Origin of the sequence: Streptomyces sp. NPDC005794 (genome assembly GCF_042871445.1) — a bacterium.
In the GTDB taxonomy this organism is placed as follows: Bacteria; Actinomycetota; Actinomycetes; order Streptomycetales; family Streptomycetaceae; genus Streptomyces.
This window is the reverse complement of the sequence record NZ_JBIAIN010000015.1, coordinates 150,207-172,140: the sequence shown is the minus strand read 5'-3', so window position 1 is coordinate 172,140 and position 21,934 is coordinate 150,207. Positions and strand designations below refer to the sequence as shown.

Here is a 21,934-nt window from a genome sequence, read left to right as displayed (position 1 = left end):
GAGGCGGTCAGTCGTCGATGCCTTCGGCGGCTCGCTGTTCGCGCAGTTCCTTGATCGCGCGGCGCCGGGCGAGGCGGTGCGTACGGCGGATCTGGGCCTCCTGGTAGCGCCGCTTGTCGCGCTCCGTCTCCGGGGCCACCTGCGGCACGCGGCGCGGCTTGCCGTCCTCGTCGACCGCCGCGAACACCAGATAGGCACTGCCGACCTGCTGGGCGGGGGTCGACTCGTTCCACCGCTCGGCCATCACGCGGACGCCGACCTCCATCGAGGAACGGCCGGTCCAGTTCACCTGGGCGCGGACGTGAACGAGGTCACCCACGCGGACCGGCTCCAGGAAGACCATTTCGTCCATCGAGGCCGTCACGGCCGGTCCGCCGGAATGCCGGCCCGCGACTGCTCCCGCCGCGTCGTCGACCAGTTTCATGATCACGCCGCCGTGCACCGTGCCCAGGAGGTTGGTGTCGTTGCCGGTCATGATGTGGCTGAGGGTGGTCCGGGAGGCCGAGGTCGGCTTGACCGGAATATCGCCCTCCACCGACTGGGGCTGATCTGTCATGCCGTCCACCTTATGCGGGAGCTTGCCCCCGGTTGCATTGCATCAGCTTCGCAACAGCCATGCCCCGATCTCCCGTGCACCCTGTAAGAGGCATGGGTTGAGACGGCACACTGGTCCCCATGAGCGATTGGCCCGAAGGACGGAACGGCGGACCCGACGAGCGCTACGGGCGAGGCAGTGCGAGCTCTCGGCCCGAGAGCGCCCGCGCCATGCCCCACGTCCGGCGGCGCCCCGCGCCGCCGCAGTCCCCGCCCCGGATCCCGCCGCAGCCGGGCCAGGGCTACGGGGAGGCCCCCGGTTACGACAGCGGCTACAACACGGGCCAGGTCTACGGCGGCGGCCAAGGCGGCGGCCAGGGCGGCGGCCGCGGCGGTGACAGCGGCTACGCACAGCCCCGCCCGGCACCCAACTGGGGCCGGCGGATCAAGGTCGGCGCGCTGACCCTGGTCGTGGTGGTGCTCGCCGTCTCCATCGGCACGTACTTCTGGGCCGACGGCAAGCTCAAGCGCGAGGTCGACCTCTCCAAGGTCATCGACCGCCCCTCCGAGGGCGACGGCACGAACTACCTGGTCGTGGGCTCCGACAGCCGCGAGGGCATGACGGCCGAGGACAAGAAGAAGCTGCACACCGGCTCCGCCGAGGGCAAGCGGACCGACTCGATGATGATCCTGCACGACGGTTCCAACGGTCCGACGCTGATCTCCCTGCCCCGTGACTCCAACGTCGAGATCCCGTCGTTCGTCGGCTCCGAGTCCGGCAAGAAGTTCGAGGGCACGGGCCGCCAGGTGAAGCTGAACGCCGCCTACGCGGAGGACGGCCCGGAACTGCTGGTCCGCACGGTCGAGTTCAACACCGGTCTGCGCATCGACCACTACGTCGAAATCGGCTTCGGCGGTTTCGCCAACATCGTGGACGCCATCGGCGGCGTCGAGATGGACATCCCCAAGGCGTTCAAGGACAAGAAGTCCGGCGCCGACTTCCAGGCCGGCAAGCAGACGCTGAACGGCGAGCAGTCCCTCGCCTTCGTCCGCACCCGGTACGCCTTCGCGGGCAGCGACCTGGACCGCACGAAGAACCAGCAGAAGTTCCTCGCGGCCCTGGCCTCCCAGACGGCGACCCCGTCCACGATCATCAATCCGTTCAAGCTCTACCCGACGATGGGCGCGGGCCTTGACACGCTGATCGTCGACAAGGACATGTCCCTCTGGTCGCTCGGCAACATGTTCTTCGCGATGAAGGGCGTCACGGGCGGCGAGGGTACGTCGATGAACATCCCGCTCTCGGGCCAGAGCGTGAACGGCAACCTGGTCTGGGACAAGGACGAGGTCAAGAAGCTCGTGGAGCAGCTGAAGAACGACGAGAAGGTCACGGTCAAGGGCAGCTGACCTCAGAAACCGAGGAAGGTCCGGACGGCGAACCGTCCGGACCTTTCCGTTTTCTCGCTCAGCTAACAGCTGTGTACGCCACGAAGTCCGCCCATGCGGCAGGCCCGAAACCAACGTGGAGACCTGGCACGTTCTTGGAGTCGCGCACGTGCACCACACCCGATGCCGCCGCGACCTCGACGCAGTCGTTGCCACTACACGTACCTGCTCAACAAGTACCGCATGCAGACCCTGCTGATGGTCGTCTGCCAGAACCGTTCCACCGCCGAATGGGCCGCGCGTCCCACTCACTTCGGAAGCCCCGGACACGCGGTCGTCACACTGCGCCCTCTCGTCGTGGGCCCGCACAACATGCCGGTGATCACCGACGTGGCCGAGGCCCGCAAGGACCCGGCGTTCACCACCCTGGCCCTCATCACACACGCCGACGATCCGGACATCGGTGCCATACTGAAAACGCTGTCGACCGCGCTTCGGGACACGCCGGAAAGCGTCGCGAACCCGCTCGTCGAACTCACCGCACAAGGGCTGGGCACCCGCCCCGCCGCACAACAATGGAGGAACCTGGTGGCCGTGGATCTCTCCTTCTACACCTCGCCCCTCTCCGAAGGAATCCGGGACGAAGGCCGAGCCGAAGGCCGAGCCGAAGACATCCTGCGGCTGCTCGAACTGCGCGGCGTGGTCATCTCCGACAAGGCCCGAGAGAAGATCTCCGGCTGCGACGACCTGCAAGTCCTGGGTGAGTGGTTCAGCCGCGCTGTCACTGCCGCCACCGCCGAGGATGTCTTCACCTCGGAGTGAGCCGCCAGGCCCCGATCTCAGACTGGCACGCCCCTGAGGAAGCCCGGCCCGGGAGTGCACGGAGCGAGCAGTGGCCCCCGGCATCGGATGCCGGGGGCCACTGCTCGTGCTGCGGGAGCAGTCTTACGGCAGGTTGCGGGCCATGACGATCCGCTGGACCTGGTTCGTGCCCTCGTAGATCTGCGTGATCTTGGCGTCACGCATCATCCGCTCCACCGGGTAGTCCCGGGTGTAGCCGTAGCCGCCGAGCAGCTGGACGGCGTCCGTGGTGACCTCCATCGCGACGTCGGAGGCGAAGCACTTGGCCGCGGCGCCGAAGAAGGTCAGGTCGCCGTCGAGGCGCTCGGACTTGGCGGCTGCCGCGTAGGTGAGCTGGCGGGCGGCCTCCAGCTTCATCGCCATGTCGGCGAGCATGAACTGGATGCCCTGGAAGTCGCCGATCGGCTTGCCGAACTGCTTGCGCTCCTGGACGTAGCCCTTGGCGTAGTCCAGGGCGCCCTGCGCGATGCCGATGGCCTGGGCCGCGATCGTGATGCGGGTGTGGTCCAGGGTCTTCATCGCCGTGGCGAAGCCGGTGCCCTCCTCGCCGATCATGCGGTCGGCGGGGATACGGACGTCGTCGAGGTAGACCTCGCGCGTCGGGGAGCCCTTGATGCCGAGCTTCTTCTCCGGGGCGCCGAAGGAGACGCCCTCGTCGGACTTCTCCACGACGAACGCCGAGATGCCCTTGGAGCGCTTCGTCGGGTCGGTGACGGCCATCACCGTGTAGTACTCGGACTCGCCGGCGTTGGTGATCCAGCGCTTCACACCGTTGAGGACCCAGAAGTCGCCGTCGCGGACGGCCTTGGTCTTCATGCCCGCCGCGTCCGAGCCGGCGTCCGGCTCGGAGAGGGCGTACGAGAACATCGCGTCGCCCTTGGCGAGCGGGCCCAGGTACTTCTTCTTCAGGGCCTCGGAGCCGGAGAGGATCACCGGGAGCGAGCCCAGCTTGTTCACGGCCGGGATGAGGGAGGAGGACGCGCAGACGCGGGCCACCTCCTCGATCACGATGACCGTGGCGAGCGCGTCGGCGCCCGCGCCGCCGTACTCCTCCGGGACGTGGACCGCGTGCAGGTCGGAGGCGACCAGAGCCTTCAGCGCTTCGTGCGGGAAGCGCGCCTCCTCGTCCACCGCGGCGGCGTGCGGGGCGATCTTCGCCTCGGCGAGGAGGCGGATCGTCTCGCGGAGCATGTCGTGCTCCTCAGCCGGACGGTACAGGTCGAAATCGGTCGAACCCGCCAAGACGTTCACTCCCCAAGGATGCTAACTACCGTTAAGTAACCCAATTTTAGTGGCCCTGCCGAGCGGAGGCATACGGGCGGGGCACGTGAGCTTGCCGACAGCCGCAAAACAGGGCTTCCGCACGCACGGTTATGCTCGGCTCCGCACGTCTGTCCGCATCGTTCAGGAGCACCCATGGCCCTCAGGATCACCGTGATCGGCACCGGCTACCTCGGCGCCACCCATGCCGCGGCCATGGCGGAGCTGGGCTTCGAAGTCCTCGGACTGGATGTCGTGCCCGAGAAGATCGAGATGCTCTCGGCGGGCAAGGTGCCGATGTACGAGCCAGGGCTCGAGGAAATCCTGCGGAAGCATGTCGCGGGCATCCCCGGGTCCACCGGGCGGCTGCGGTTCACCAGCTCCTGGGAGGAGATCGGCGCGTTCGGCGATGTGCACTTCGTCTGCGTGAACACTCCCCAGAAGCACGGCGAGTACGCCTGCGACATGAGCTACGTGGACAGCGCCTTCGAGTCGCTGGCCCCGCAGCTGACCCGGCCCGCGCTGGTCGTGGGCAAGTCCACCGTCCCGGTGGGCTCCGCCGCGCGGCTGTCGGCACGGCTGGCCGAGCTGGCGCCGGTGGGTACGGACGCGGAGCTCGCCTGGAATCCGGAGTTCCTGCGCGAGGGCTTCGCGGTGAAGGACACGCTGCACCCGGACCGGATCGTGGTCGGTGTCGAGAGCGAGCGGGCCGAGAAGCTGCTGCGCGAGGTGTACGCCGGACCGATCGCCGAGGGCTCGCCCTTCGTGGTGACGGACTTCCCGACCGCCGAGCTGGTGAAGACCTCCGCCAACTCCTTCCTGGCGACCAAGATCTCGTTCATCAACGCCATGGCGGAGGTCTGCGAGGCCGCCGACGGCGACGTGGTGAAGCTCGCCGAGGCGATCGGCCACGACGAGCGCATCGGGAAGAAGTTCCTGCGGGCCGGGATCGGCTTCGGAGGGGGCTGTCTGCCCAAGGACATCCGGGCCTTCATGGCGCGCGCCGGCGAGCTGGGCGCCGACCAGGCGCTGACCTTCCTGCGGGAGGTCGACTCCATCAACATGCGCCGCCGGGGTCACATGGTGGAGCTGGCCCGCGAGGCCGTGGGCGGGACGTCGTTCCTGGGCACACGGGTAGCTGTGCTGGGCGCCACCTTCAAGCCGGACTCCGACGACGTACGCGACTCACCGGCCCTGAACGTCGCCGGGCAGATCCATCTTCAGGGCGGCCAGGTGACGGTCTTCGACCCGAAGGGCATGGACAACGCCCGGCGCCTCTTCCCGACGCTCGGCTACGCGGACACGGCGCTGGACGCGGTGCGCGGCGCCGACGTGGTGCTGCACCTGACGGAGTGGCGCGAGTTCCGCGAGCTGGACGCGGCGGAGCTGGGCGAGGTCGCGGGACGGCGGATCATTCTGGACGGGCGTAACGCCCTGGACCCGGCGGTGTGGCGCGCAGCCGGGTGGACGTACCGCGCGATGGGCCGCCCGAAGGCCTGACGCGAGGAGGCGGCGGCCCCGGGGCCCGCCGCCTCCTGTCGAGTCGTACGGCTCAGCTCACCGGGCCGTCCAGCTCGTCGATCGTCGCGTGGGACGGGCCGACCCGAACGCTCAGGTCGCGGGAGACCGCTTCCGCGTCGCGCAGGACCCGTACCGCGTTCTGCCACGTCAGCTTGGCCACGTCGGCGTCCGACCAGCCGCGCGTGAGCAGCTCCGCGATCAGGTACGGGTAGCCGGACACGTCCTCCAGCTCCAGCGGGAGGAACGCCGTGCCGTCGTAGTCGCCGCCGATGCCGATGTGGTCGATCCCGGCGATCTCGCGCATGTGGTCGAGGTGGTCGGCGATCGTGGCCACGGTGGCCGTCGGACGCGGGTTGAGCGCCTCGAAGTCCGCGTGGATCCGCATGGCGGCCGGGGTGGTGTCCAGGTGGTGCAGGCCGTGCTCCCGCATGTTGCGGTCGGCGGCCAGCGTCCACTCGACGGCCGCCGGGAGGACGAACTTCGGTACGAAGGTCGCCATGGCCAGCCCGCCGTTGGCCGCGAGCATCCTCAGCACGTCGTCGGGGACGTTGCGCGGGTGGTCACAGACCGCGCGGGCGGAGGAGTGCGAGAAGATCACGGGCGCGACCGAGGTGGTGAGCGCGTCGCGCATCGTGGTGGCCGCCACATGGGAGAGGTCGACCAGCATCCCGATGCGGTTCATCTCGCGTACGACCTCACGGCCGAACTCCGACAGGCCGCCGACGCGCGGGGAGTCGGTCGCCGAGTCCGCCCAGTCGGTGTTGTCGTTGTGCGTGAGCGTCATGTAGCGGACGCCCAGGGTGTGCAGGGCGCGCAGGGTGCCCAGGGAGTTGTTGATGGAGTGGCCGCCCTCGGCTCCCATCAGGGAGGCGATACGGCCCTCGGCGCGGGCCTTCTCCATGTCGTCCGCGGTCAGGGCGCGCCGCAGGTCGTCCGGGTAGCGGGCCAGCATCTCGGCGACCACGTCGATCTGCTCCAGCGTGGCGCTGACCGCGTCGTCGCCCGCCAGGCGGGATGCGACGTAGACGGACCAGAACTGCGCGCCGACGCCGCCGGCCCGCAGCCGTGGGATGTCCGTGTGCAGGGTGCCGGTCTGGTCCTGGGAGATGTCGCGGGCGTCGAGGTCGTAGCCGACCTGCTCGCGCAGGGCCCAGGGGAGGTCGTTGTGGCCGTCGACGACGGGGTGGTCGGCGAGGAGCAGCCGGGCTCGGTCCAGGTTGGCGGGAGTGGTCACGGTGCGCCTACTTCCCGAAGCCGAAGGAGTCCGCGCCCTGCGCCTTGGCGCGCAGCCGCTTGCCCTTCTCCGTCGCCTGCGCCTTGAGCTCCTGCTGGAAGTCCTTCATCCGCTCCAGCAGCGCGCTGTCGTGGGAGGCGAGGATGCGGGCGGCGAGCAGGCCCGCGTTACGCGCGCCGCCGACGGAGACCGTGGCGACGGGGACGCCGGCCGGCATCTGGACGATGGACAGCAGGCTGTCCATGCCGTCGAGGTACTTCAGCGGGACCGGGACGCCGATCACGGGCAGCGGGGTGACGGAGGCGAGCATGCCGGGCAGGTGGGCCGCCCCGCCCGCTCCCGCGATGATCGCCTTGAGACCGCGGTCCGCGGCCTTCTCGCCGTACGCGATCATCTCGTGCGGCATGCGGTGGGCGGAGACGACGTCGACCTCGTAGGGGATCTCGAACTCGCCGAGGGCCGTGGCGGCCGCTTCCATCACGGGCCAGTCGGAGTCCGAGCCCATGACGATGCCGATGACGGGGGCGGATCCTGGTGGGGTCATTCGGTGATCGTTCCTCGCAGGTAGTCGGCCGCGTGCCGGGCGCGCTCCCGCACGTCCGCCAGATCGTCGCCGTAGGTGTTGACGTGGCCCACCTTCCGGCCGGGCTTCACGTCCTTGCCGTACATGTGGATCTTGAGCTGCGGGTCGCGGGCCATGCAGTGCAGGTACGCCTGGTACATGTCCGGGTAGTCGCCGCCGAGGACGTTGCACATGACCGTCCAGGGTGCGCGCGGGCGGGGGTCGCCGAGCGGGAGGTCCAGGACGGCCCGCACATGGTTGGCGAACTGCGAGGTGACCGCACCGTCCTGGGTCCAGTGCCCGGAGTTGTGCGGGCGCATCGCGAGCTCGTTCACGAGGATGTGCCCGTCGGGCGTCTCGAAGAGCTCCACCGCGAGGTGGCCCACCACACCGAGTTCGGCGGCGATCCGCAGGGCGAGCTGCTGGGCCTCGCCGGCGAGGCGCTCGTCCAGGTCGGGCGCCGGGGCGATGACGGTGTCGCAGACCCCGTCGACCTGGATGGACTCGACGACGGGATAGGCGACGGCCTGACCGTGCGGCGAGCGGACGATGTTGGCCGCCAGCTCCCGCCGGAAGTCGACCTTCTCCTCGGCGAGGACGGGGACACCGGCCCGGAAGGGCTCGGCGGCGTCCGCCTCGGAGCGGACGACCCAGACGCCCTTGCCGTCGTAGCCGCCACGGACCGTCTTGAGGATGACGGGGAAGCCTCCCACCTCGTCGGCGAAGGCGGCGGCGTCCGCCGGATCCGCGACGATGCGGTGGCGGGGGCAGGGTGCCCCGATCTCCGTGAGCTTCGCGCGCATCACCCCCTTGTCCTGGGCGTGCACGAGAGCGTCGGGGCCGGGGCGTACGGGAATGCCGTCCGCCTCCAGGGCCCGCAGGTGCTCGGTCGGCACATGCTCGTGATCGAAGGTGATCACGTCACAGCCGCGTGCGAAGGCGCGCAGGGTCTCCAGGTCGCGGTAGTCGCCGACGACGACTTCGCCGACCACTTGAGCGGCCGACTCCTGGGGAGTGTCGCTGAGGAGCTTGAATTTCAGGCCGAGGGGTATGCCCGCCTCGTGGGTCATTCGGGCGAGCTGGCCGCCGCCGACCATGCCGACTACAGGGAACGTCACGGGTCCAGGGTATCGGGCGTGCGGCAACTCCCCTCACGCTCTCCGGGCCGGGCCCCCGCCGCTGCGGAAGGAAGCCTCGTCACGCGGCCGGCCGGCTCACAGGCATCACACGGGAGGGCTGGTTAGCATGGCTGGGTTGACGAAACCGACCGGACGGGGCTGAGCGATCACCATGAGCGAACGGGGCGCACTTCGGGCCCGGCTTGATCTGCTGGCCCGGGAGGTCGCCAAGTTCGGCGCGGTCGGCGCTTTCGGGCTGGTCGTCAACATCGTCGTCTCCAACCTGATCTGGCGCACCACGGAGATTCCGGTGGTGCGGGCCGGGCTGATGGGGACGGTCGTCGCCATCCTCTTCAACTACGTCGGCTTCCGTTACTGGACCTACCGGGACCGCGACAAGAGCGGCCGGACCCGGGAGCTGATGCTGTTCCTGCTGTTCAGCGCGGTCGGCGCGGTGATCGAGACGGGCGTCCTCTATCTGGCGACGTACGGCTTCGGGTGGAACAGCCCGGTCCAGAGCAACGTCTTCAAGATCGTCGGCATCGGGATCGCCACACTGTTCCGCTTCTGGTCCTACCGCACCTGGGTGTTCAGGGCGCTGCCCGCCAAGGAGGCCGTGCTCGACACGGAACGATTTCTGGAGCAGCGACGACCGTCCGACGAGGTGACGCCCGGTCCCGTGCCTCACTGAGCCCTGCGGGACCCGGGCTTCAGCGGACCGGGCGTACGGATTCCTTGCGGCTCGGCACGACCCGGCTGAGGAAGAGGGCGAAGACCGGGGGCTGCTGCTGGAGCAGTTCGAGGCGGCCGCCGTCCGCCTCGGCGAGGTCCCGGGCCACGGCGAGGCCGATCCCGGTGGAGTTGCGGCCGCTGATGGTGCGCTCGAAGATCCGCGCCCCGAGATCGGCGGGAACACCGGGGCCCTCGTCCGTGACCTCGACGACGACCTGGTTGCCGGTGACGCGGGTCCGCAGCGCGACGGTGCCGCCCCCGTGCATCAGCGAGTTCTCGATCAGCGCGGCGAGCACCTGGGCGACGGCACCCGGGGTGCCGACGGCCTCCAGCCCGTGCTTGCCCGAGCAGACGACGGCGCGGCCGGCGCTGCGGTAGGCGGGGCGCCATTCCTCGATCTGCTGTTTGACGACCTCGTCGAGGTCGAAGACGACGGCGGAGCCGGTGCGCGGGTCACGGGAATTCGTCAGCAGCCGCTGCACCACGTCCGTGAGCCGCTCGACCTGGGTGAGCGCGATGTTCGCCTCCTCCTTCACCGTCTCCGGGTCGTCGGTGACGGAGATCTCCTCGATCCGCATGGAGAGGGCGGTCAGGGGCGTGCGGAGCTGGTGCGAGGCGTCCGCCGCGAGGCGCCGCTCCGCTGTCAGCATCCGGGCGATCCGCTCGGCCGAGGAGTCCAGGACGTCGGCGACACGGTCCAGTTCCGTCACCCCGTACCGCTTGTGCCGGGGACGCGGGTCCCCCGATCCGAGGCGTTCGGCGGTCTCGGCGAGGTCGATGAGCGGGGAGGTGAGCCGGTCGGCCTGGCGTACGGCGAGGAGTACGGCGGAGATGATGGCGAGCAGCGCCACCGCTCCGATGATCAGCAGGGTCCGGCCGACCTCACGGGTCACGGCGGAGCGGGACTCCTCGACGGTGACCTTCTCGCCCTGCTCACCGGTTACCGTGCTGCGGGTGACATCGCTGTCGGTGGGGCGCTCGCCGACCTCGATGGGGGCACGCCCGGGGATCTCGACGCGGGCGTAACGGCTGGGGTCGACCTGCTCGGCGAGGACCTGGGGGGTGATCCGCTCGGCGCCGAGCAGCCGGCTCTCGACGACACTGATCAGCCGGAAGGCCTCCGAGTCGACGCTTTCCTGGGCGCTGTTGCTGATGGTGCGGGTCTCGACGATGACGAGGGAGACGCCGAAGACGGCGATCACGACGAGCACCACGGCGAGTGTGGAGTTGATCAGTCGGCGGCGCATGTCTGTTCTGTACGTCAGCTCTTCTCGAACCGGAAGCCGACGCCCCGGACGGTGGCGATGTAGCGCGGATTGGCCGCGTCGTCGCCGAGCTTCTTGCGGAGCCAGGAGATGTGCATGTCGAGGGTCTTGGTGGAGGACCACCAGGTGGTGTCCCAGACCTCACGCATCAGCTGGTCGCGGGTGACGACGCGGCCGGCGTCGCGTACGAGGACGCGCAGCAGGTCGAACTCCTTGGCGGTGAGCTGGAGTTCCTCGTCGCCCATCCAGGCCCGGTGGGACTCGACGTCGATCCTGACGCCATGGGTGGCGGGCTGCGGGGCGGGCTCGGTGGCGCCGCGGCGCAGCAGGGCGCGGACCCGGGCGAGGAGCTCGGCGAGGCGGAAGGGCTTGGTGACGTAGTCGTCGGCGCCGGCGTCCAGGCCGACCACCGTGTCGACCTCGTCGGCCCGGGCGGTCAGCACCAGGATCGGTACCGCGTGGCCGTCGGCGCGCAGCCGTCTGGCGACCTCGAGGCCGTCCATCCCGGGCAGCCCCAGATCCAGGACGACCAGATCGACGCCTCCCTGGAGTCCGGCGTCGAGTGCGGTCGGACCGTCCTGACGGACCTCGACCTCGTAACCCTCACGACGCAGGGCGCGGGCCAGTGGCTCCGAGATGGATGCGTCGTCCTCGGCGAGCAGTACACGGGTCATGCAGTGATGGTAGTCCGCGTAGGCCTGGTGGGGTGAGCCACTGGTCAGCCCCTGCGGGTCAGGGCCACGAATCGGGCATCCTCCTTTGAATATGTGACTGTGGTTCCACCCTCACCTGTGATCCATCTCTCAAGTCCTTCCATATCCCCGCGTGTCATGTCGTATGGTTGCTCGACGCCTGTTGCACCACTGAAGGACCTTTGGGGAGCGTTTCGCGCCAAGGGTCTCTTTTGTGTACGGGCCGGTTCCCGCCGGCCCCGACCAGTGAATGACCTGTGGGCCGGGCCCGGAGCGCGAGGACGCGCGCCGGGCGTGGATCCCGGAGCGGTCTGTCCCACGACCCCGTCCCCGAACTCCCTGCGGAGCGGATGGCCGGATCGAATCCCCTCGAGGCGTCAGGGGTGGGGCGTGTCCGCCCGGTGCCGGCTACCCCCCACCGGGCGCGTACCGCTCACGAGGCGGCGCGTCCCGACCAGCAAGGATCGACCATGGCGTCCAGCCTGACGAAGGACTCGGCCGGCACTTCCGGTTCGCAGAAGACCTTCTTCGGCCACCCCCGCGGCCTGGCCACACTCTTCATGACGGAGATGTGGGAGCGCTTCAGCTACTACGGCATGCGTGCTCTTCTCCCGCTCTACCTGATCGCCCCCAACGGGCTTCACATGAACCCCGCCACGGCCACGGCGATCTACTCGGTCTACCTGTCGCTGGTGTACCTGCTCGCCATGCCCGGCGGCTGGTTCGGTGACCGTGTCTGGGGTCCCCGCAAGACCGTCGCCGTCGCGGGCGGCGTCATCATGCTCGGCCACCTGACGCTGGCCCTGCCCTCCGAGGGCACCTTCTTCGCCGGACTCGGCCTCGTAGCCATCGGCTCCGGCCTGCTGAAGTCCAACATCTCCACGATGGTCGGCCACCTCTACGACGGCCCGGACGACCCGCGCCGTGACGGTGGATTCACGATCTTCTACATGGGCATCAACATGGGCGCCTTCGCCGCCCCGCTGGTGATCGGCACCATCGGTGAGAACGTCAACTGGCACCTGGGCTTCGCCCTGGCCGCGCTCGGCATGGGACTCGGTGTCGCGCAGTTCCTGCTCGGCACCCGCCACCTGAACGAGCGCAGCCTCGTCGTGCCGAAGCCGCTCTCCGCCGATGAGCGCGCGTCCACGCTGCGCAAGTCGATGATCTGGCTGGGCGTCGCGGCCGTCTTCTACATCGGCACGGTCGTCACCGGCGTCTACACGCTGAACTGGCTGCTGGTCCCCATCACGGTCGCCGGTCTGGTCATCCCGGTGGTGGTCCTGGCGCGCATCAAGCGCGACAAGGAGCTCAGCCAGGCCGAGCAGGCGAAGATGTCCGGCTACATCTGGTTCTTCGTGGCCGCCGCCATCTTCTGGATGATCTACGACCAGGGCGGTTCGACCCTGGCGATCTTCGCCGACTCCTCCGCGGAGAACTCGGTGCTCGGCTGGGACTTCCCCGTCTCCTGGTACCAGTCGGTCAACCCGGTCCTGATCATGGCGCTGGCCCCGGTCTTCGCCACCTTCTGGCTGGCTCTGAACCGGCGGGGCAAGGAGCCCAGCACGATCGTGAAGTTCAGCTCCGGCCTGGTGCTGGTCGGCGCGTCGTTCTTCCTCTTCCTGGCGCCGCTGACCATCGCGGGTGACGGCCACAAGGCCGCCGCGATGTGGCTGGTCGCGATCTACTTCGTGCAGACCGTCGCCGAGCTGACGCTCTCCCCGGTCGGCCTCTCGGTCACCACGAAGATGGCCCCGGCCAAGTACGCCAGCCAGATGATGGGTGTCTGGTTCCTGGCCGTGACCGCCGGCGACTGCACCACGGGTCTGCTGTCCATCGCGGGCGTCGAGCTCAACGGCACCGGGGTGGTGGCCCTCCAGGCCGCGCTCGCGGTCGTCGCCGGTGCGGCGATCTTCATGTACCGCGGCAAGGTCAAGACCCTCATGGGCACCGTCCGCTGACACGGACACCGCCCGTACGACTCAGGCCCCGCACCGGGTGGTGCGGGGCCTGAGTCGTACGGGGAGCGGTCGGGGCTACGCGGGCGCCGCGAGCTCCGCCCAGACGGTCTTGCCGGGCCGGTCCGGCGTGCGCGCCACGCCCCAGTCGAGGCAGAGCCGCTGCACGATGAACATGCCGTGTCCGCCCGGCCGCCCCGCGCGGTGCGGGTTGCGCGGCGCCGGCTGCCCCGCGCCGCCGTCGACGACCTCGACCCGGAGCATCTTGGGCGAGCAGGCGATCCGGAGCTCCTCGGGACCGTCCGCGTGCAGGCAGGCGTTGGTGACGAGCTCGGAAACGACCAGCAGGACGTCCTCCGCGGCCGCACGCCGGTCGGCTCCCGACGCGGGCAGCCAGCCCCAGTCGTAGAGCGCCTGCCGGGCGAAGTCGCGGGCCATCGGCACGATGCCACTGGCCTGCCTCAGCGAGAGCGTGCGCCACTGCCGGTCAGCGGGCTCGGCAGAGGCGGAGCCCGTGCCGTCCGGCTCGCGGCCGAGGCCGCCCGGCGGATGCTGCCGGGTGGTGCTCATCAGCGCTTCACCTCACCGATTCACCGTGTGTTGCCACGAACAGATACTGATCAGATACAGAGTGTGCGGGTTCCATGACCCCGACGGGATGTCTTCTGCCCGGCCGCATGGCGACAACACCCACTTCGCCTACGCCAGGAGCGTGATCCGCGCGATAGCGACGGCTCCCGAAGCCGGGGATGCGCATGGGAAACGCCGCTGTCAGCTGCTCAGAGCGTCGTCGAGCGAGGCGTGGACGGTGAAGACCGCCTCAGCCCCCGTGATCTCGAAGACGCGAGCCACCACGGGCTGCATTCCGGCCAGGTGAACCCCTCCCCCGCCGGCCTCGGCCTTCAGACGCGCACCGAGCAGCACATTGAGCCCGGTGGAATCACAGAAGTCGAGTCGCGAGCAGTCGACCACCAGGCGCGTGCGCCCTGCCTCGACCGCGCGCTCCAGAGGCACCCGCAGCAGATCGGCGGTGTGGTGATCGAGCTCACCCACCGGCGTCACGACTTCACTGCGGCCCTCGGACCGGACTTCGACCTGAAGCCGACCCCGGTTCGCACTGCCGACCGTCCCGCGGTCCATGCCCGTCCCTCTTCGCCGTCCGTCACTGCCCGCGTCCCCGTGGACGCGGCTTCATCGTGGCTGCCCCCGACGTGCGTAAAACATTACGCGTTTCCCTCGCCACACGGTAGTCGAAGAACTCAACAAACCGGACATACAGGAGCATTTGGCGCTTGTAACTCACGGCTGGAACCGGGTAAGGGTAGTAGGGACATCACCACCAGAAACCCGATCGGCTTCGGAGGCGCCGCTTCACCGCAGGAACACGTATGGGCATCGGCAGCCATATGCCGAGAACGATGGAGGAGAACCATGTCACCCCGGCTCGACGTATCGCGTACCCACATCGCGACGTCGGCATGTCCTCAGGGACCGACCGATTCCGACTCCGCTGCCGCGATCGCCGTACCCGGCCCGCGCACCAGCACCAGCACCGAACCGACCGCCGACGACCACTTCGCGAGCGAGGGGTTCGAGGGCCTCGAGGGACTCCCCGAGATCCCGCCCTACGCCGAAGTCGGCGCACTGGACGCCAGGGCACTGTCCAAGACGCTCTTCGCGCGGCTCGAAGTCCTCGACGAGGGCACCCACGAGTACGCGTACGTCCGCAACACCCTCGTCGAACTCAACCTGGCCCTGGTCAAGTTCGCCGCCTCCCGGTTCCGCACCCGCAGCGAACCCATGGAGGACATCGTCCAGGTCGGCACGATCGGCCTGATCAAGGCGATCGACCGCTTCGAGCTCAGCCGGGGCGTGGAGTTCCCGACGTTCGCGATGCCCACCATCGTCGGCGAGATCAAGCGCTTCTTCCGTGACACCAGCTGGTCCGTGCGCGTTCCGCGCCGACTGCAGGAGCTGCGGCTGGACCTGGCCAAGGCGGGCGACGAGCTGGCCCAGAAGCTGGACCGCGCGCCCACGGTCGTCGAACTCGCCGACTGCCTCGGCCTCAGCAGGGACGAGGTCGTCGAGGGCATGGCCGCGAGCAACGCGTACACCGCGAGCTCGCTGGACGCCAAGCCCGAGGACCACGACGACGGCAACGAGAACGCCCTCGCGGACCGCCTCGGCTACGAGGACCACGGCATCGAGGGCATCGAGTACGTCGAGTCCCTCAAGCCGCTCATCGCCTCGCTCCCGCTGCGCGACCGCACGATCCTCTCCATGCGGTTCGTCTCCAACATGACGCAGTCGGAGATCGGCGAAGAGCTCGGCATCTCGCAGATGCACGTGTCACGGCTGCTCTCCCGGACCCTGGTCAAGCTCAGGAAGGGCCTGACCGTGGAGGAGTGACCCGGCGCCACCGGCACCACCGGTACGTCGTTGCGGAAGGACCTGCCCCGGCCGACGGGCGGGTCCTTCCGCATTGTTGACGAAGTGCCACGGACTGGGCGACATTGGGCAGGGTTCTGGGGGGAACACATGGCTCTTGGGGAGAGCGGTCCGGCGGACCGTGCCGTACTGGAAGCGCTGGAAGCGGCGATGGGCGCCCGGCTCGGCCGGGAGTGCCTGTACGTCCCGTCCTGCCGGCTGGGCCTCTATCTGGCGCTCCGCCACTGGTGCGAACCCGGCGGAAGCATCCTCATGTCCCCGGTCAACGACGACGTCATCCTCTTCGTCGTCCTCGCCGCCGGCCTGCGGCCCGTCCAGGCCCCGCTGTCCACCGCGGACGGCTCGATCGACGTGGACGCCGTCCCTGACGCCGTGTGGAACGGCCTCTCGGCCGTCCTCACCACCAACCTGTACGGGAATCCCGACCCCGCCGGGCGGCTCCGCGAGCGCTGCGACCGCCTCGGCATCCCACTGATCGAGGACGCCGCACACGCCATCGGCAGCGTCACGGACGGAAAGCCGGTCGGCTCGTACGGGGACGCGGCCGTCTTCAGCCTCTCCAAACACGTCGGTGCCAAGGCCGGAGGCTTCCTCGCCGTCGCCGACCCGGCTCTGCGCGCCCCGCTGGAACAGGCCCGGGACACCCTGCTCGACCCCGCCCGCCTCACCGCCGAACTCGCCTACGCCGTACGCCCGTACGCGGAGTCCGCCGTACGCGGACTTCGGCTCGCCCCGGCCGCCCGGTGGACCCTGCGACTGCTCGGCCTCCAGGAACGGGAGGAGATCCGGATGCCGTTGCGGCCTACGGAGCTACGCCAGGCACTGGACGCCGCGCCCTCGTTGAGGGCCTTCCACACCTGGGTCCGCGTCGACATGCACGACTACCGCGTCGCTCCGGGCCGCTCACGGCGGCGACGCCTCCGGCACCTGCTGGGCCGCCTCGACGAACGGCTCGCCGCGCACCGGACGGGCACCGAGCGCCTCCTCGCGAGCCACTGGGCGCCCCCGGTCCAGGCCGGCGCCCCCGTACAGCCGCTGTTCCGGGTGCCGTTGCTGGTGGCCGACCGGGACGCGGCCGTCGCCGCGCTCGCCCGCCACCGCATCACCGTCGGCTATCTCTACGACCCGCCGCTCGACACCTATGCGGGTGAGGCGTTCACCGACCCGTCCCCCTCACCCGCCGGGGCGGCCTGGTTCGCGCGGCACGCCCTGCCCGTGGACCCGCTGCGCGCCGGTCCCGTCCTCGAGATCCTGACCTCGGCGGGTACCGAGCCCGCGAGCGAGCTCCCCGGTGTCTGACACCACGAGAGTCGGCCCGCCGAAGGCCGACGCGGCGCCCTCACACGCCCCGAAGGACGGCGCGAGCGGCGACTCGATGTTCCGTAACGCCTACGCCCTGATGCTCTCCACCGGAGTCTCCGCCGCCCTCGGCCTGGGTTTCTGGCTGGTCGCCGCCCGCTACTACACGGAGGAGGCCGTCGGCCAGGGATCCGCCGCCATCGCCGCGATGCGGCTCCTCGCCTCGGTCACCGCGACCACGATGATCGGCGCCGTCGTGCGCTACGTGCCCCGCGCCGGACGCGCCACCGGGTCCCTGGTCGCCCGTACCTACCTGGTCAGCTCCATCGTCGTCAGCCTGGCCTGCGTGGTCTTCCTGCTCACCCTGGACCTGTGGGGGGATTCGTACGCCCCGCTCGGCACCCTGTCCGCCGGGCTCGTCTTCACCGGGTCCTGCGTCGCCTGGTCGGTCCTCACGCTCCAGGACGGGGTGCTGACCGGGCTCCGCAAGGCCTTCTGGGTACCCGTCGGCAACGCGGTGTTCTCCATCGGCAAGCTGCTGCTCCTCGCCGCGTTCGCGACCGCCCTGCCCGTCCTCGGTGTCTTCGTGTCCTGGGCCGCCGCCATCGCCCTGTCCGTGCTGCCGGTCGGCTGGCTGGTCTTCCGCCGGCTGATCCCGCGCCAGACCGGAGCCGACCGGGACCGCGAACCGCCCCGGATGCGCGAGATCGGCAGGTTCCTCGCCGGGGACTCGGTCGGCGCGCTCTTCAGCCTGGCCATGATCAACCTGCTGCCCGTGATGGTGGCCGTGCGCTTCGACGCCGCGCACAACGGCTTCTTCTACATCGCCTACACCGTCGGCGGCACCATGGAGTTCATGGCCGTCAACATGGCCTCCTCCCTCACCGCGCACGCCTCGCACAGCCCCGGTCACCTGGCCGAAGGCGTACGCGGCGCGCTGCGCCGCATGGCGGTCCTGCTGGTTCCCGTCGTCGTCGTACTGGTCCTGTTCGCCCCGCAGATCCTCGCCCCCTTCGGCGCCGACTACGCCGCCCACGGCACCCTGGTCCTGCGGCTGCTGGCCGCGGCAGCCCTGCCCCGGGTCGTGGTCGAGCTGTACATCGGCGTGCTGCGGGTGCAGGGCCGCACCGGTGCGCTGGCCGTCCTGCAGGGCACGATGTGCGCCCTCGTCCTGGGCAGCGCGGCGGTGCTGCTCGGTCCGACGGGGATCGCCGGGGCCGGCTGGGCGATGCTGATCTCCATGACCGCGGTGGCGGCCGTGTCGGCCCTGGGACTGCGCTCCGCCCTCACCGGCCGGTCCCTGTGGGGCTCGCGGCCGGACCGTTCCGGGTGCCGCTGTCGCGGGCGGCGCACGCCGGGCGCGCACGGCTGACCGGCGCGGAGCTGATCGACGCCCTGCCCCGGTCACCGTGGCGGGTCACCGCGGCCGCGGTGTGGGTGCTCGCGGTGGCCGGGTGGGTCGCGCAGGACACCTTCGCCGTGGCCGGACTGCCCGTGGCCGTGGGGCTGTTCGCGGCCACGACGGTGGCGTACGGCGTACGCGGGTGGGTCAGCGGCCGGGCACCGGCTGCGTGAAGTAACCGTCCTGGCCGGCCGTGCGGTAACCCTCCAGACCCGGGCCTTCGTCGACCGTGAGGTCGCAGCCCTTGCCCGGGACCGCCCGGTTCCAGTGCACCAGCGCCTTGGCCTGGGGCATGGTCCGGGCCACCTCCGGGATCTCCTCGTACCACTCGCGCTGGCGGTCCGCGTCCGCCGGATCGGGCACCGTGGCGAACTCGGCGAACATCAGCGGCTTCTCGGCACTGATGTGGGTGCGCAGCCACTCGTACGTCGGCCGCTGGCTGCGGTCGAAGTCCTTCCAGTCCGTGGTGTCGTGGCAGGTGAAGTAGTTGTACTGGTCCATGCCGATCCAGTCGACGTAGTCGTCGCCCGGGTAGAGCCGTTCGAAGAGCTTCCCCGACGGGAGGTGGCCGGACACCGTCCACACCCACACCACGTTGTCCACACCCAGCTCCTGGAACCGGTCGTGGAGGTGGCGGTAGGCGGCGACGTACTCCTCGGGGGTGCCCGCGTCACCGACCCGGGCGTCGACCTCCTGGTCGAAGGAGAAGAACACCCGCTTCCCGTACGCCTTGAGGCGACGCGCCTGCGGGTCGATGATCTCCCGGTCGTGCTTCCCCGAGGCGATGTCCGCCCAGCCGAGCTGGTCCTCGGTCCAGTTGGCGTGGTGGGGCTCGCGCCACACCGTGGACTCCCAGGCCAGCATCAGCATCCGGTCCCGGCCGAGGATCTGCTCGTCGGGGGTCAGGAGCTGTCCGTCGAGGTCGGTGTCCGACATGTCATGGTAGGTGTACAGGAGGTCGAGCTTCCGGCCGATCTTCTTCTCGAACGCGTACACCGCGTCCTTCAGCGAGCCGTTCGGAGCGTACGGCACATAGGCGCCCCACCATGCCCCGCACGGCGGCACGAGTGTGGCGGTGGGGGCGCACGTCCCGCCGGGCACCGGGCCGGTGGCGGCGTCCGCGGGAAGCGCGTCGGCGGACGGCGCGCCACGGTCGTCCTCACCGGAGGAGGGCGTGCCGATCCAGGCGATGAGTCCGGTGAGCAGCGCCGCGACGGCGACCAGGGCGAGCACGAGGCAGGTACGGGGCCGGCGCTCCTCGGGTGCGCGGTGGCGGATCACCCGTGCCTCACGGGTGTCGCCCGGGCCCGCTCGACTGCGCCCCGGCTGGCGGCGGGCAGCGGGAGACCCGGGAGGGCCGAGGCCAAGGTGGTGAACGCGGCGAGCGACACCAGGAACGCCGTGCCCGAGAAGCCCTCCACCAGGAACAGCGTGGTGGCCGCGATGACGGCCACGGACAGCCCGAGGGGCGCGGCGAGCGCGGCCGCTTCGAGACGGGCACCCGGCCTGAGCACTCCGGGCTGCGGATACAGCAGGGCGAGTCCGGGGCCGCAGCAGACGAAGAGGAGCACGGGCGCCCAGCGCAGGGGCGAGCCCGCCGGCAGCGCGGTCGCGGCGAGCGCCACCCACCCGGAGAGCGCCAGGGCGGCTCTGGCCAGGGTATGGCGGGCGGGAGATGCCGTTTGCCGGTTCTCGGACACGTGGTTCTTCCTTCCTGATCCGGGTCTGCCCTGCGGACGTGTCTCAGGGGCTGTCGTAGCGCAGGACGACGCCGTGCCGGGTCCGCTCGACCACGCTGAAGAGCGGCGAGGCGGTGAGGTCCCGGGTCAGTGCGGCGAAGCCGCCGGGCGGCAGCAGCCCCTCACCGGCGGTGTAGATGTCCTGGGTGCGGGTGAGGATGACGTAGGCCGTGGTGCCGGACGGCAGCCGGGTCGAGAGATAGCGCGCCGGGTCCTCGAGCATCTCGACGTTCTCCGTAAGCTCCTGCTCGGCGAAGAACCAGTGCTCCAGCCGGTCGTAGCGGTGCAGCGCCTGCGGGAAGGAGCCGGTGGTGGCCAGGATCAGCGCCCCTTCGGGGGCCCGGTCGATGGCACGGGTGACGAGCGCGGTCTCGGCGGGCGGGGTGTAGTTCATCTGCTCCTTGCCGTAGTACGACGGCAGGAAGCCGACCAGCAGCGCGGCCAGTGACACCGGGAGCGCGACGGCGCAGATCCTCCGTACGGCCGGCCGCACCCGGTGCGCTCCGGTGCCTCCGGCCGCCGGTACGAGCGCCGCGGCGGCGAAGAAGGCGGCGCCCGGGAGCGCGAACAGATAGACGCGGAAGAGCATCTCGCCGCCGTAGTCGTTGACCACGAACAGGGGGACGGGCGCGGCGGAGGCCAGCAGCAGCGGCAGGGCGCTGTGCACCAGGCGGCGGCGCAGCAGGAGGGCCGCGCCCGCGAGGACCGCGACGGCCAGCACCATCAGGATGTTGGCCCGCCCCGCGAGTTCGGGGCCGGCCCCGGTGAGCTGTCCCGCGTATCCGGCTCGGGAGTTCTGGGTGAGTTCGCCGAGGGAGTCGCGCAGGGTGCCCAGGGTCTCGGTGAACAGGGGGCGGCCCATGGTGAGGTCCCAGGCCAGCATGAGCAGCCCGGCCACGGCGAGGAGCCCGGGGTTGCGGTAGCGGCGTGTCAGGTTGAGCGCGAGCAGGGTGACGCAGAGCATCACCGGGGTCAGCTGGTGCACCGCGTTGACGGCCAGGATCAGGGGTGCGAGGACGGCGGCACCGACCGCGCGCTGCCGGGTGCCGGTAGGCGGCGGGACGGCTGCGGCGGCGGGGTCGAGGTGGGCCCGCGAGCGCAGCCGGCCTGGCGACCCGGGGCGCACGAAGTGCCGTACGACGACGGCGAGTACGGCGAGGTGGAGGAGGAAGGCCAGGCCCTGCGGGGCGAGGTAGTCCTGGCCCACCCAGTTGGCGAGCTGGAAGATCCAGACGGCGGTCCACACGAGGCGCCAGTCCTCGCTGAAGGTGCGGTAGATGAGGACCAGGACCGGCATCATCAGCAGGCCGAAGACGACGGGGGCCCAGTTCAGGTAGGTGGCGGCGCTGTCGGCTCCGAAGGTACGGACGAGTCCGCCGTTGAGCGTGAAGAAGCCGGGCCACTGGTCGTAGGCCGACATGTTGCCGGACAGGCCCTCGCCCGGGCGCAGTTCGCCGTTGGCCAGCAGGTGGTTGATGACGGCGTCGTGCTTGGAGGCCCAGGGGTAGCGCTCCGAGTCGTACAGGACCGCGGGTACGCCCTTGAGGGCCATCAGGAGTCCGGCGCAGTACAGCGCGGGCCACCACGGTGCCGTGCCGGCGCGGCGGAGGCTGACCAGGAAGCCCGTGGTCAGGGCGAGCAGGGAGAGGTAGTAGGTGACGGGCAGCCGGTCGAGGAGGCCGTACTCGCCCATCGAGCGGAATCCGATGGACGGCAGCGAGGTGATCCAGAGACCGGCCGCCAGGAGTAACGGCAGCCAGGTGAGGAGGGTCTGCGGTCTCAGCGCCTCGGGGAGACGGCGGGGCGTACCGCCGGGGGCGGTGCCGGGGGGCTGCCCGGGAGGGAGCACCGGCTCGGCGCTCCCCGCGGTGTCCCCCTTGACCGGCGCGGGCACATGCTGTGGCACGGTGCGACTCCCCCCAC

21 protein-coding genes and 1 pseudogene are annotated in these 21,934 nt (G+C 70.2%); 9 read left to right on the top strand and 13 right to left on the bottom strand.

The window, feature by feature from the left end; genetic code table 11:
- Positions 1 to 7 precede the first annotated feature (7 nt).
- On the bottom strand, positions 8 to 556 hold the full coding sequence (locus tag ACFYQ5_RS24300; protein WP_389200327.1) for an acyl-CoA thioesterase: 549 nt from the start codon (positions 554 to 556) through the stop codon (positions 8 to 10).
- A 119-nt stretch (positions 557 to 675) separates the two neighbouring features.
- Here ACFYQ5_RS24300 and ACFYQ5_RS24295 point away from each other — a divergent pair, with 119 nt between their 5' ends.
- Positions 676 to 1,941 carry an LCP family protein gene (locus ACFYQ5_RS24295; RefSeq protein WP_389200326.1) on the top strand — a complete coding sequence of 422 codons (1,266 nt, stop codon included), beginning with the start codon at positions 676 to 678 and terminating at the stop codon, positions 1,939 to 1,941.
- A 58-nt stretch (positions 1,942 to 1,999) separates the two neighbouring features.
- Here the strand turns inward: ACFYQ5_RS24295 and ACFYQ5_RS24290 are convergent, their stop codons facing one another.
- Positions 2,000 to 2,089: a DUF397 domain-containing protein gene (locus ACFYQ5_RS24290; RefSeq protein ID WP_389200324.1), complete on the bottom strand. Its 90-nt coding sequence runs from the start codon at positions 2,087 to 2,089 to the stop codon at positions 2,000 to 2,002.
- 74 nt (positions 2,090 to 2,163) lie between these two features.
- Here ACFYQ5_RS24290 and ACFYQ5_RS24285 point away from each other — a divergent pair, with 74 nt between their 5' ends.
- Positions 2,164 to 2,742 (top strand): hypothetical protein, encoded by a 579-nt coding sequence (locus ACFYQ5_RS24285; protein ID WP_389200323.1) that lies wholly within the window; start codon positions 2,164 to 2,166, stop codon positions 2,740 to 2,742.
- A gap of 123 nt (positions 2,743 to 2,865) precedes the next feature.
- On the opposite strand, the gene ACFYQ5_RS24280 is transcribed toward ACFYQ5_RS24285, so the two are convergent.
- Positions 2,866 to 4,023 (bottom strand): acyl-CoA dehydrogenase family protein, encoded by a 1,158-nt coding sequence (locus ACFYQ5_RS24280; protein ID WP_389200383.1) that lies wholly within the window; start codon positions 4,021 to 4,023, stop codon positions 2,866 to 2,868.
- 174 nt (positions 4,024 to 4,197) lie between these two features.
- On the opposite strand from ACFYQ5_RS24280, the gene ACFYQ5_RS24275 reads away from it, so the two are divergent.
- On the top strand, positions 4,198 to 5,541 hold the full coding sequence (locus tag ACFYQ5_RS24275) for a UDP-glucose dehydrogenase family protein (protein WP_389200321.1): 1,344 nt from the start codon (positions 4,198 to 4,200) through the stop codon (positions 5,539 to 5,541).
- A 52-nt stretch (positions 5,542 to 5,593) separates the two neighbouring features.
- Here ACFYQ5_RS24275 and ACFYQ5_RS24270 read toward each other — a convergent pair whose 3' ends face one another.
- From ACFYQ5_RS24270 to ACFYQ5_RS24260, 3 genes are read right to left on the bottom strand one after another with little or no spacing between them, the layout of a single operon-like run.
- Positions 5,594 to 6,796 (bottom strand): dipeptidase, encoded by a 1,203-nt coding sequence (locus ACFYQ5_RS24270; RefSeq protein WP_389200319.1) that lies wholly within the window; start codon positions 6,794 to 6,796, stop codon positions 5,594 to 5,596.
- Between the two features lie 7 nt (positions 6,797 to 6,803).
- Entirely contained in the window at positions 6,804 to 7,340 is a 537-nt protein-coding gene (gene purE, locus ACFYQ5_RS24265) for a 5-(carboxyamino)imidazole ribonucleotide mutase (protein WP_389200318.1), read from the bottom strand.
- Entirely contained in the window at positions 7,337 to 8,476 is a 1,140-nt protein-coding gene (locus ACFYQ5_RS24260; RefSeq protein ID WP_389200316.1) for a 5-(carboxyamino)imidazole ribonucleotide synthase, read from the bottom strand. Before ACFYQ5_RS24260 ends, purE begins: the two co-directional genes overlap by 4 nt.
- A 172-nt stretch (positions 8,477 to 8,648) precedes the next feature.
- Here ACFYQ5_RS24260 and ACFYQ5_RS24255 point away from each other — a divergent pair, with 172 nt between their 5' ends.
- Positions 8,649 to 9,167 carry a GtrA family protein gene (locus ACFYQ5_RS24255; RefSeq protein WP_389200314.1) on the top strand — a complete coding sequence of 173 codons (519 nt, stop codon included), beginning with the start codon at positions 8,649 to 8,651 and terminating at the stop codon, positions 9,165 to 9,167.
- A gap of 19 nt (positions 9,168 to 9,186) precedes the next feature.
- Here ACFYQ5_RS24255 and ACFYQ5_RS24250 read toward each other — a convergent pair whose 3' ends face one another.
- Positions 9,187 to 10,455, bottom strand: a complete 1,269-nt coding sequence (locus tag ACFYQ5_RS24250) for an ATP-binding protein (protein ID WP_389200312.1) — start codon at positions 10,453 to 10,455, stop codon at positions 9,187 to 9,189.
- Between the two features lie 14 nt (positions 10,456 to 10,469).
- Positions 10,470 to 11,147, bottom strand: coding sequence for a response regulator transcription factor (locus ACFYQ5_RS24245; RefSeq protein ID WP_351269997.1), 678 nt, complete (start codon positions 11,145 to 11,147; stop codon positions 10,470 to 10,472).
- A 488-nt stretch (positions 11,148 to 11,635) separates the two neighbouring features.
- Here ACFYQ5_RS24245 and ACFYQ5_RS24240 point away from each other — a divergent pair, with 488 nt between their 5' ends.
- Positions 11,636 to 13,126 carry an oligopeptide:H+ symporter gene (locus tag ACFYQ5_RS24240; protein ID WP_389200310.1) on the top strand — a complete coding sequence of 497 codons (1,491 nt, stop codon included), beginning with the start codon at positions 11,636 to 11,638 and terminating at the stop codon, positions 13,124 to 13,126.
- Between the two features lie 75 nt (positions 13,127 to 13,201).
- Here the strand turns inward: ACFYQ5_RS24240 and ACFYQ5_RS24235 are convergent, their stop codons facing one another.
- Entirely contained in the window at positions 13,202 to 13,693 is a 492-nt protein-coding gene (locus ACFYQ5_RS24235; protein ID WP_389200308.1) for an ATP-binding protein, read from the bottom strand.
- A gap of 201 nt (positions 13,694 to 13,894) precedes the next feature.
- Positions 13,895 to 14,263, bottom strand: a complete 369-nt coding sequence (locus ACFYQ5_RS24230; protein ID WP_389200306.1) for an STAS domain-containing protein — start codon at positions 14,261 to 14,263, stop codon at positions 13,895 to 13,897.
- A gap of 291 nt (positions 14,264 to 14,554) precedes the next feature.
- On the opposite strand from ACFYQ5_RS24230, the gene ACFYQ5_RS24225 reads away from it, so the two are divergent.
- The 4 genes and pseudogenes from ACFYQ5_RS24225 (at position 14,555) to ACFYQ5_RS24210 (ending at position 18,445) form a co-directional block, all read left to right on the top strand.
- Positions 14,555 to 15,532, top strand: coding sequence for an RNA polymerase sigma factor SigF (locus ACFYQ5_RS24225; protein ID WP_389200305.1), 978 nt, complete (start codon positions 14,555 to 14,557; stop codon positions 15,530 to 15,532).
- 129 nt (positions 15,533 to 15,661) lie between these two features.
- Positions 15,662 to 16,870 (top strand): DegT/DnrJ/EryC1/StrS family aminotransferase, encoded by a 1,209-nt coding sequence (locus tag ACFYQ5_RS24220; RefSeq protein WP_389200303.1) that lies wholly within the window; start codon positions 15,662 to 15,664, stop codon positions 16,868 to 16,870.
- Positions 16,863 to 18,167, top strand: a pseudogene (locus ACFYQ5_RS24215) (lipopolysaccharide biosynthesis protein); the annotation flags it as partial. The gene ACFYQ5_RS24220 and the pseudogene ACFYQ5_RS24215, both read left to right, overlap by 8 nt.
- Before the next feature lie 32 nt (positions 18,168 to 18,199).
- Positions 18,200 to 18,445: a hypothetical protein gene (locus ACFYQ5_RS24210; protein ID WP_389200301.1), complete on the top strand. Its 246-nt coding sequence runs from the start codon at positions 18,200 to 18,202 to the stop codon at positions 18,443 to 18,445.
- On the opposite strand, the gene ACFYQ5_RS24205 is transcribed toward ACFYQ5_RS24210, so the two are convergent.
- Genes ACFYQ5_RS24205 through ACFYQ5_RS24195 form a run of 3 tightly spaced genes read right to left on the bottom strand, consistent with a single transcriptional unit; the run spans position 18,420 to position 21,917 of the window.
- A complete protein-coding gene (locus ACFYQ5_RS24205; protein WP_389200299.1) occupies positions 18,420 to 19,553 on the bottom strand; it encodes a glycoside hydrolase family 26 protein in 1,134 nt (377 codons plus the stop codon). The two genes, ACFYQ5_RS24210 and ACFYQ5_RS24205, sit on opposite strands and share 26 nt — an antisense overlap.
- Positions 19,550 to 19,972: a hypothetical protein gene (locus ACFYQ5_RS24200; RefSeq protein WP_389200297.1), complete on the bottom strand. Its 423-nt coding sequence runs from the start codon at positions 19,970 to 19,972 to the stop codon at positions 19,550 to 19,552. Before ACFYQ5_RS24200 ends, ACFYQ5_RS24205 begins: the two co-directional genes overlap by 4 nt.
- Positions 19,973 to 20,015: 43 nt before the next feature.
- Positions 20,016 to 21,917 (bottom strand): hypothetical protein, encoded by a 1,902-nt coding sequence (locus tag ACFYQ5_RS24195; protein ID WP_389200296.1) that lies wholly within the window; start codon positions 21,915 to 21,917, stop codon positions 20,016 to 20,018.
- Positions 21,918 to 21,934 lie beyond the last annotated feature (17 nt).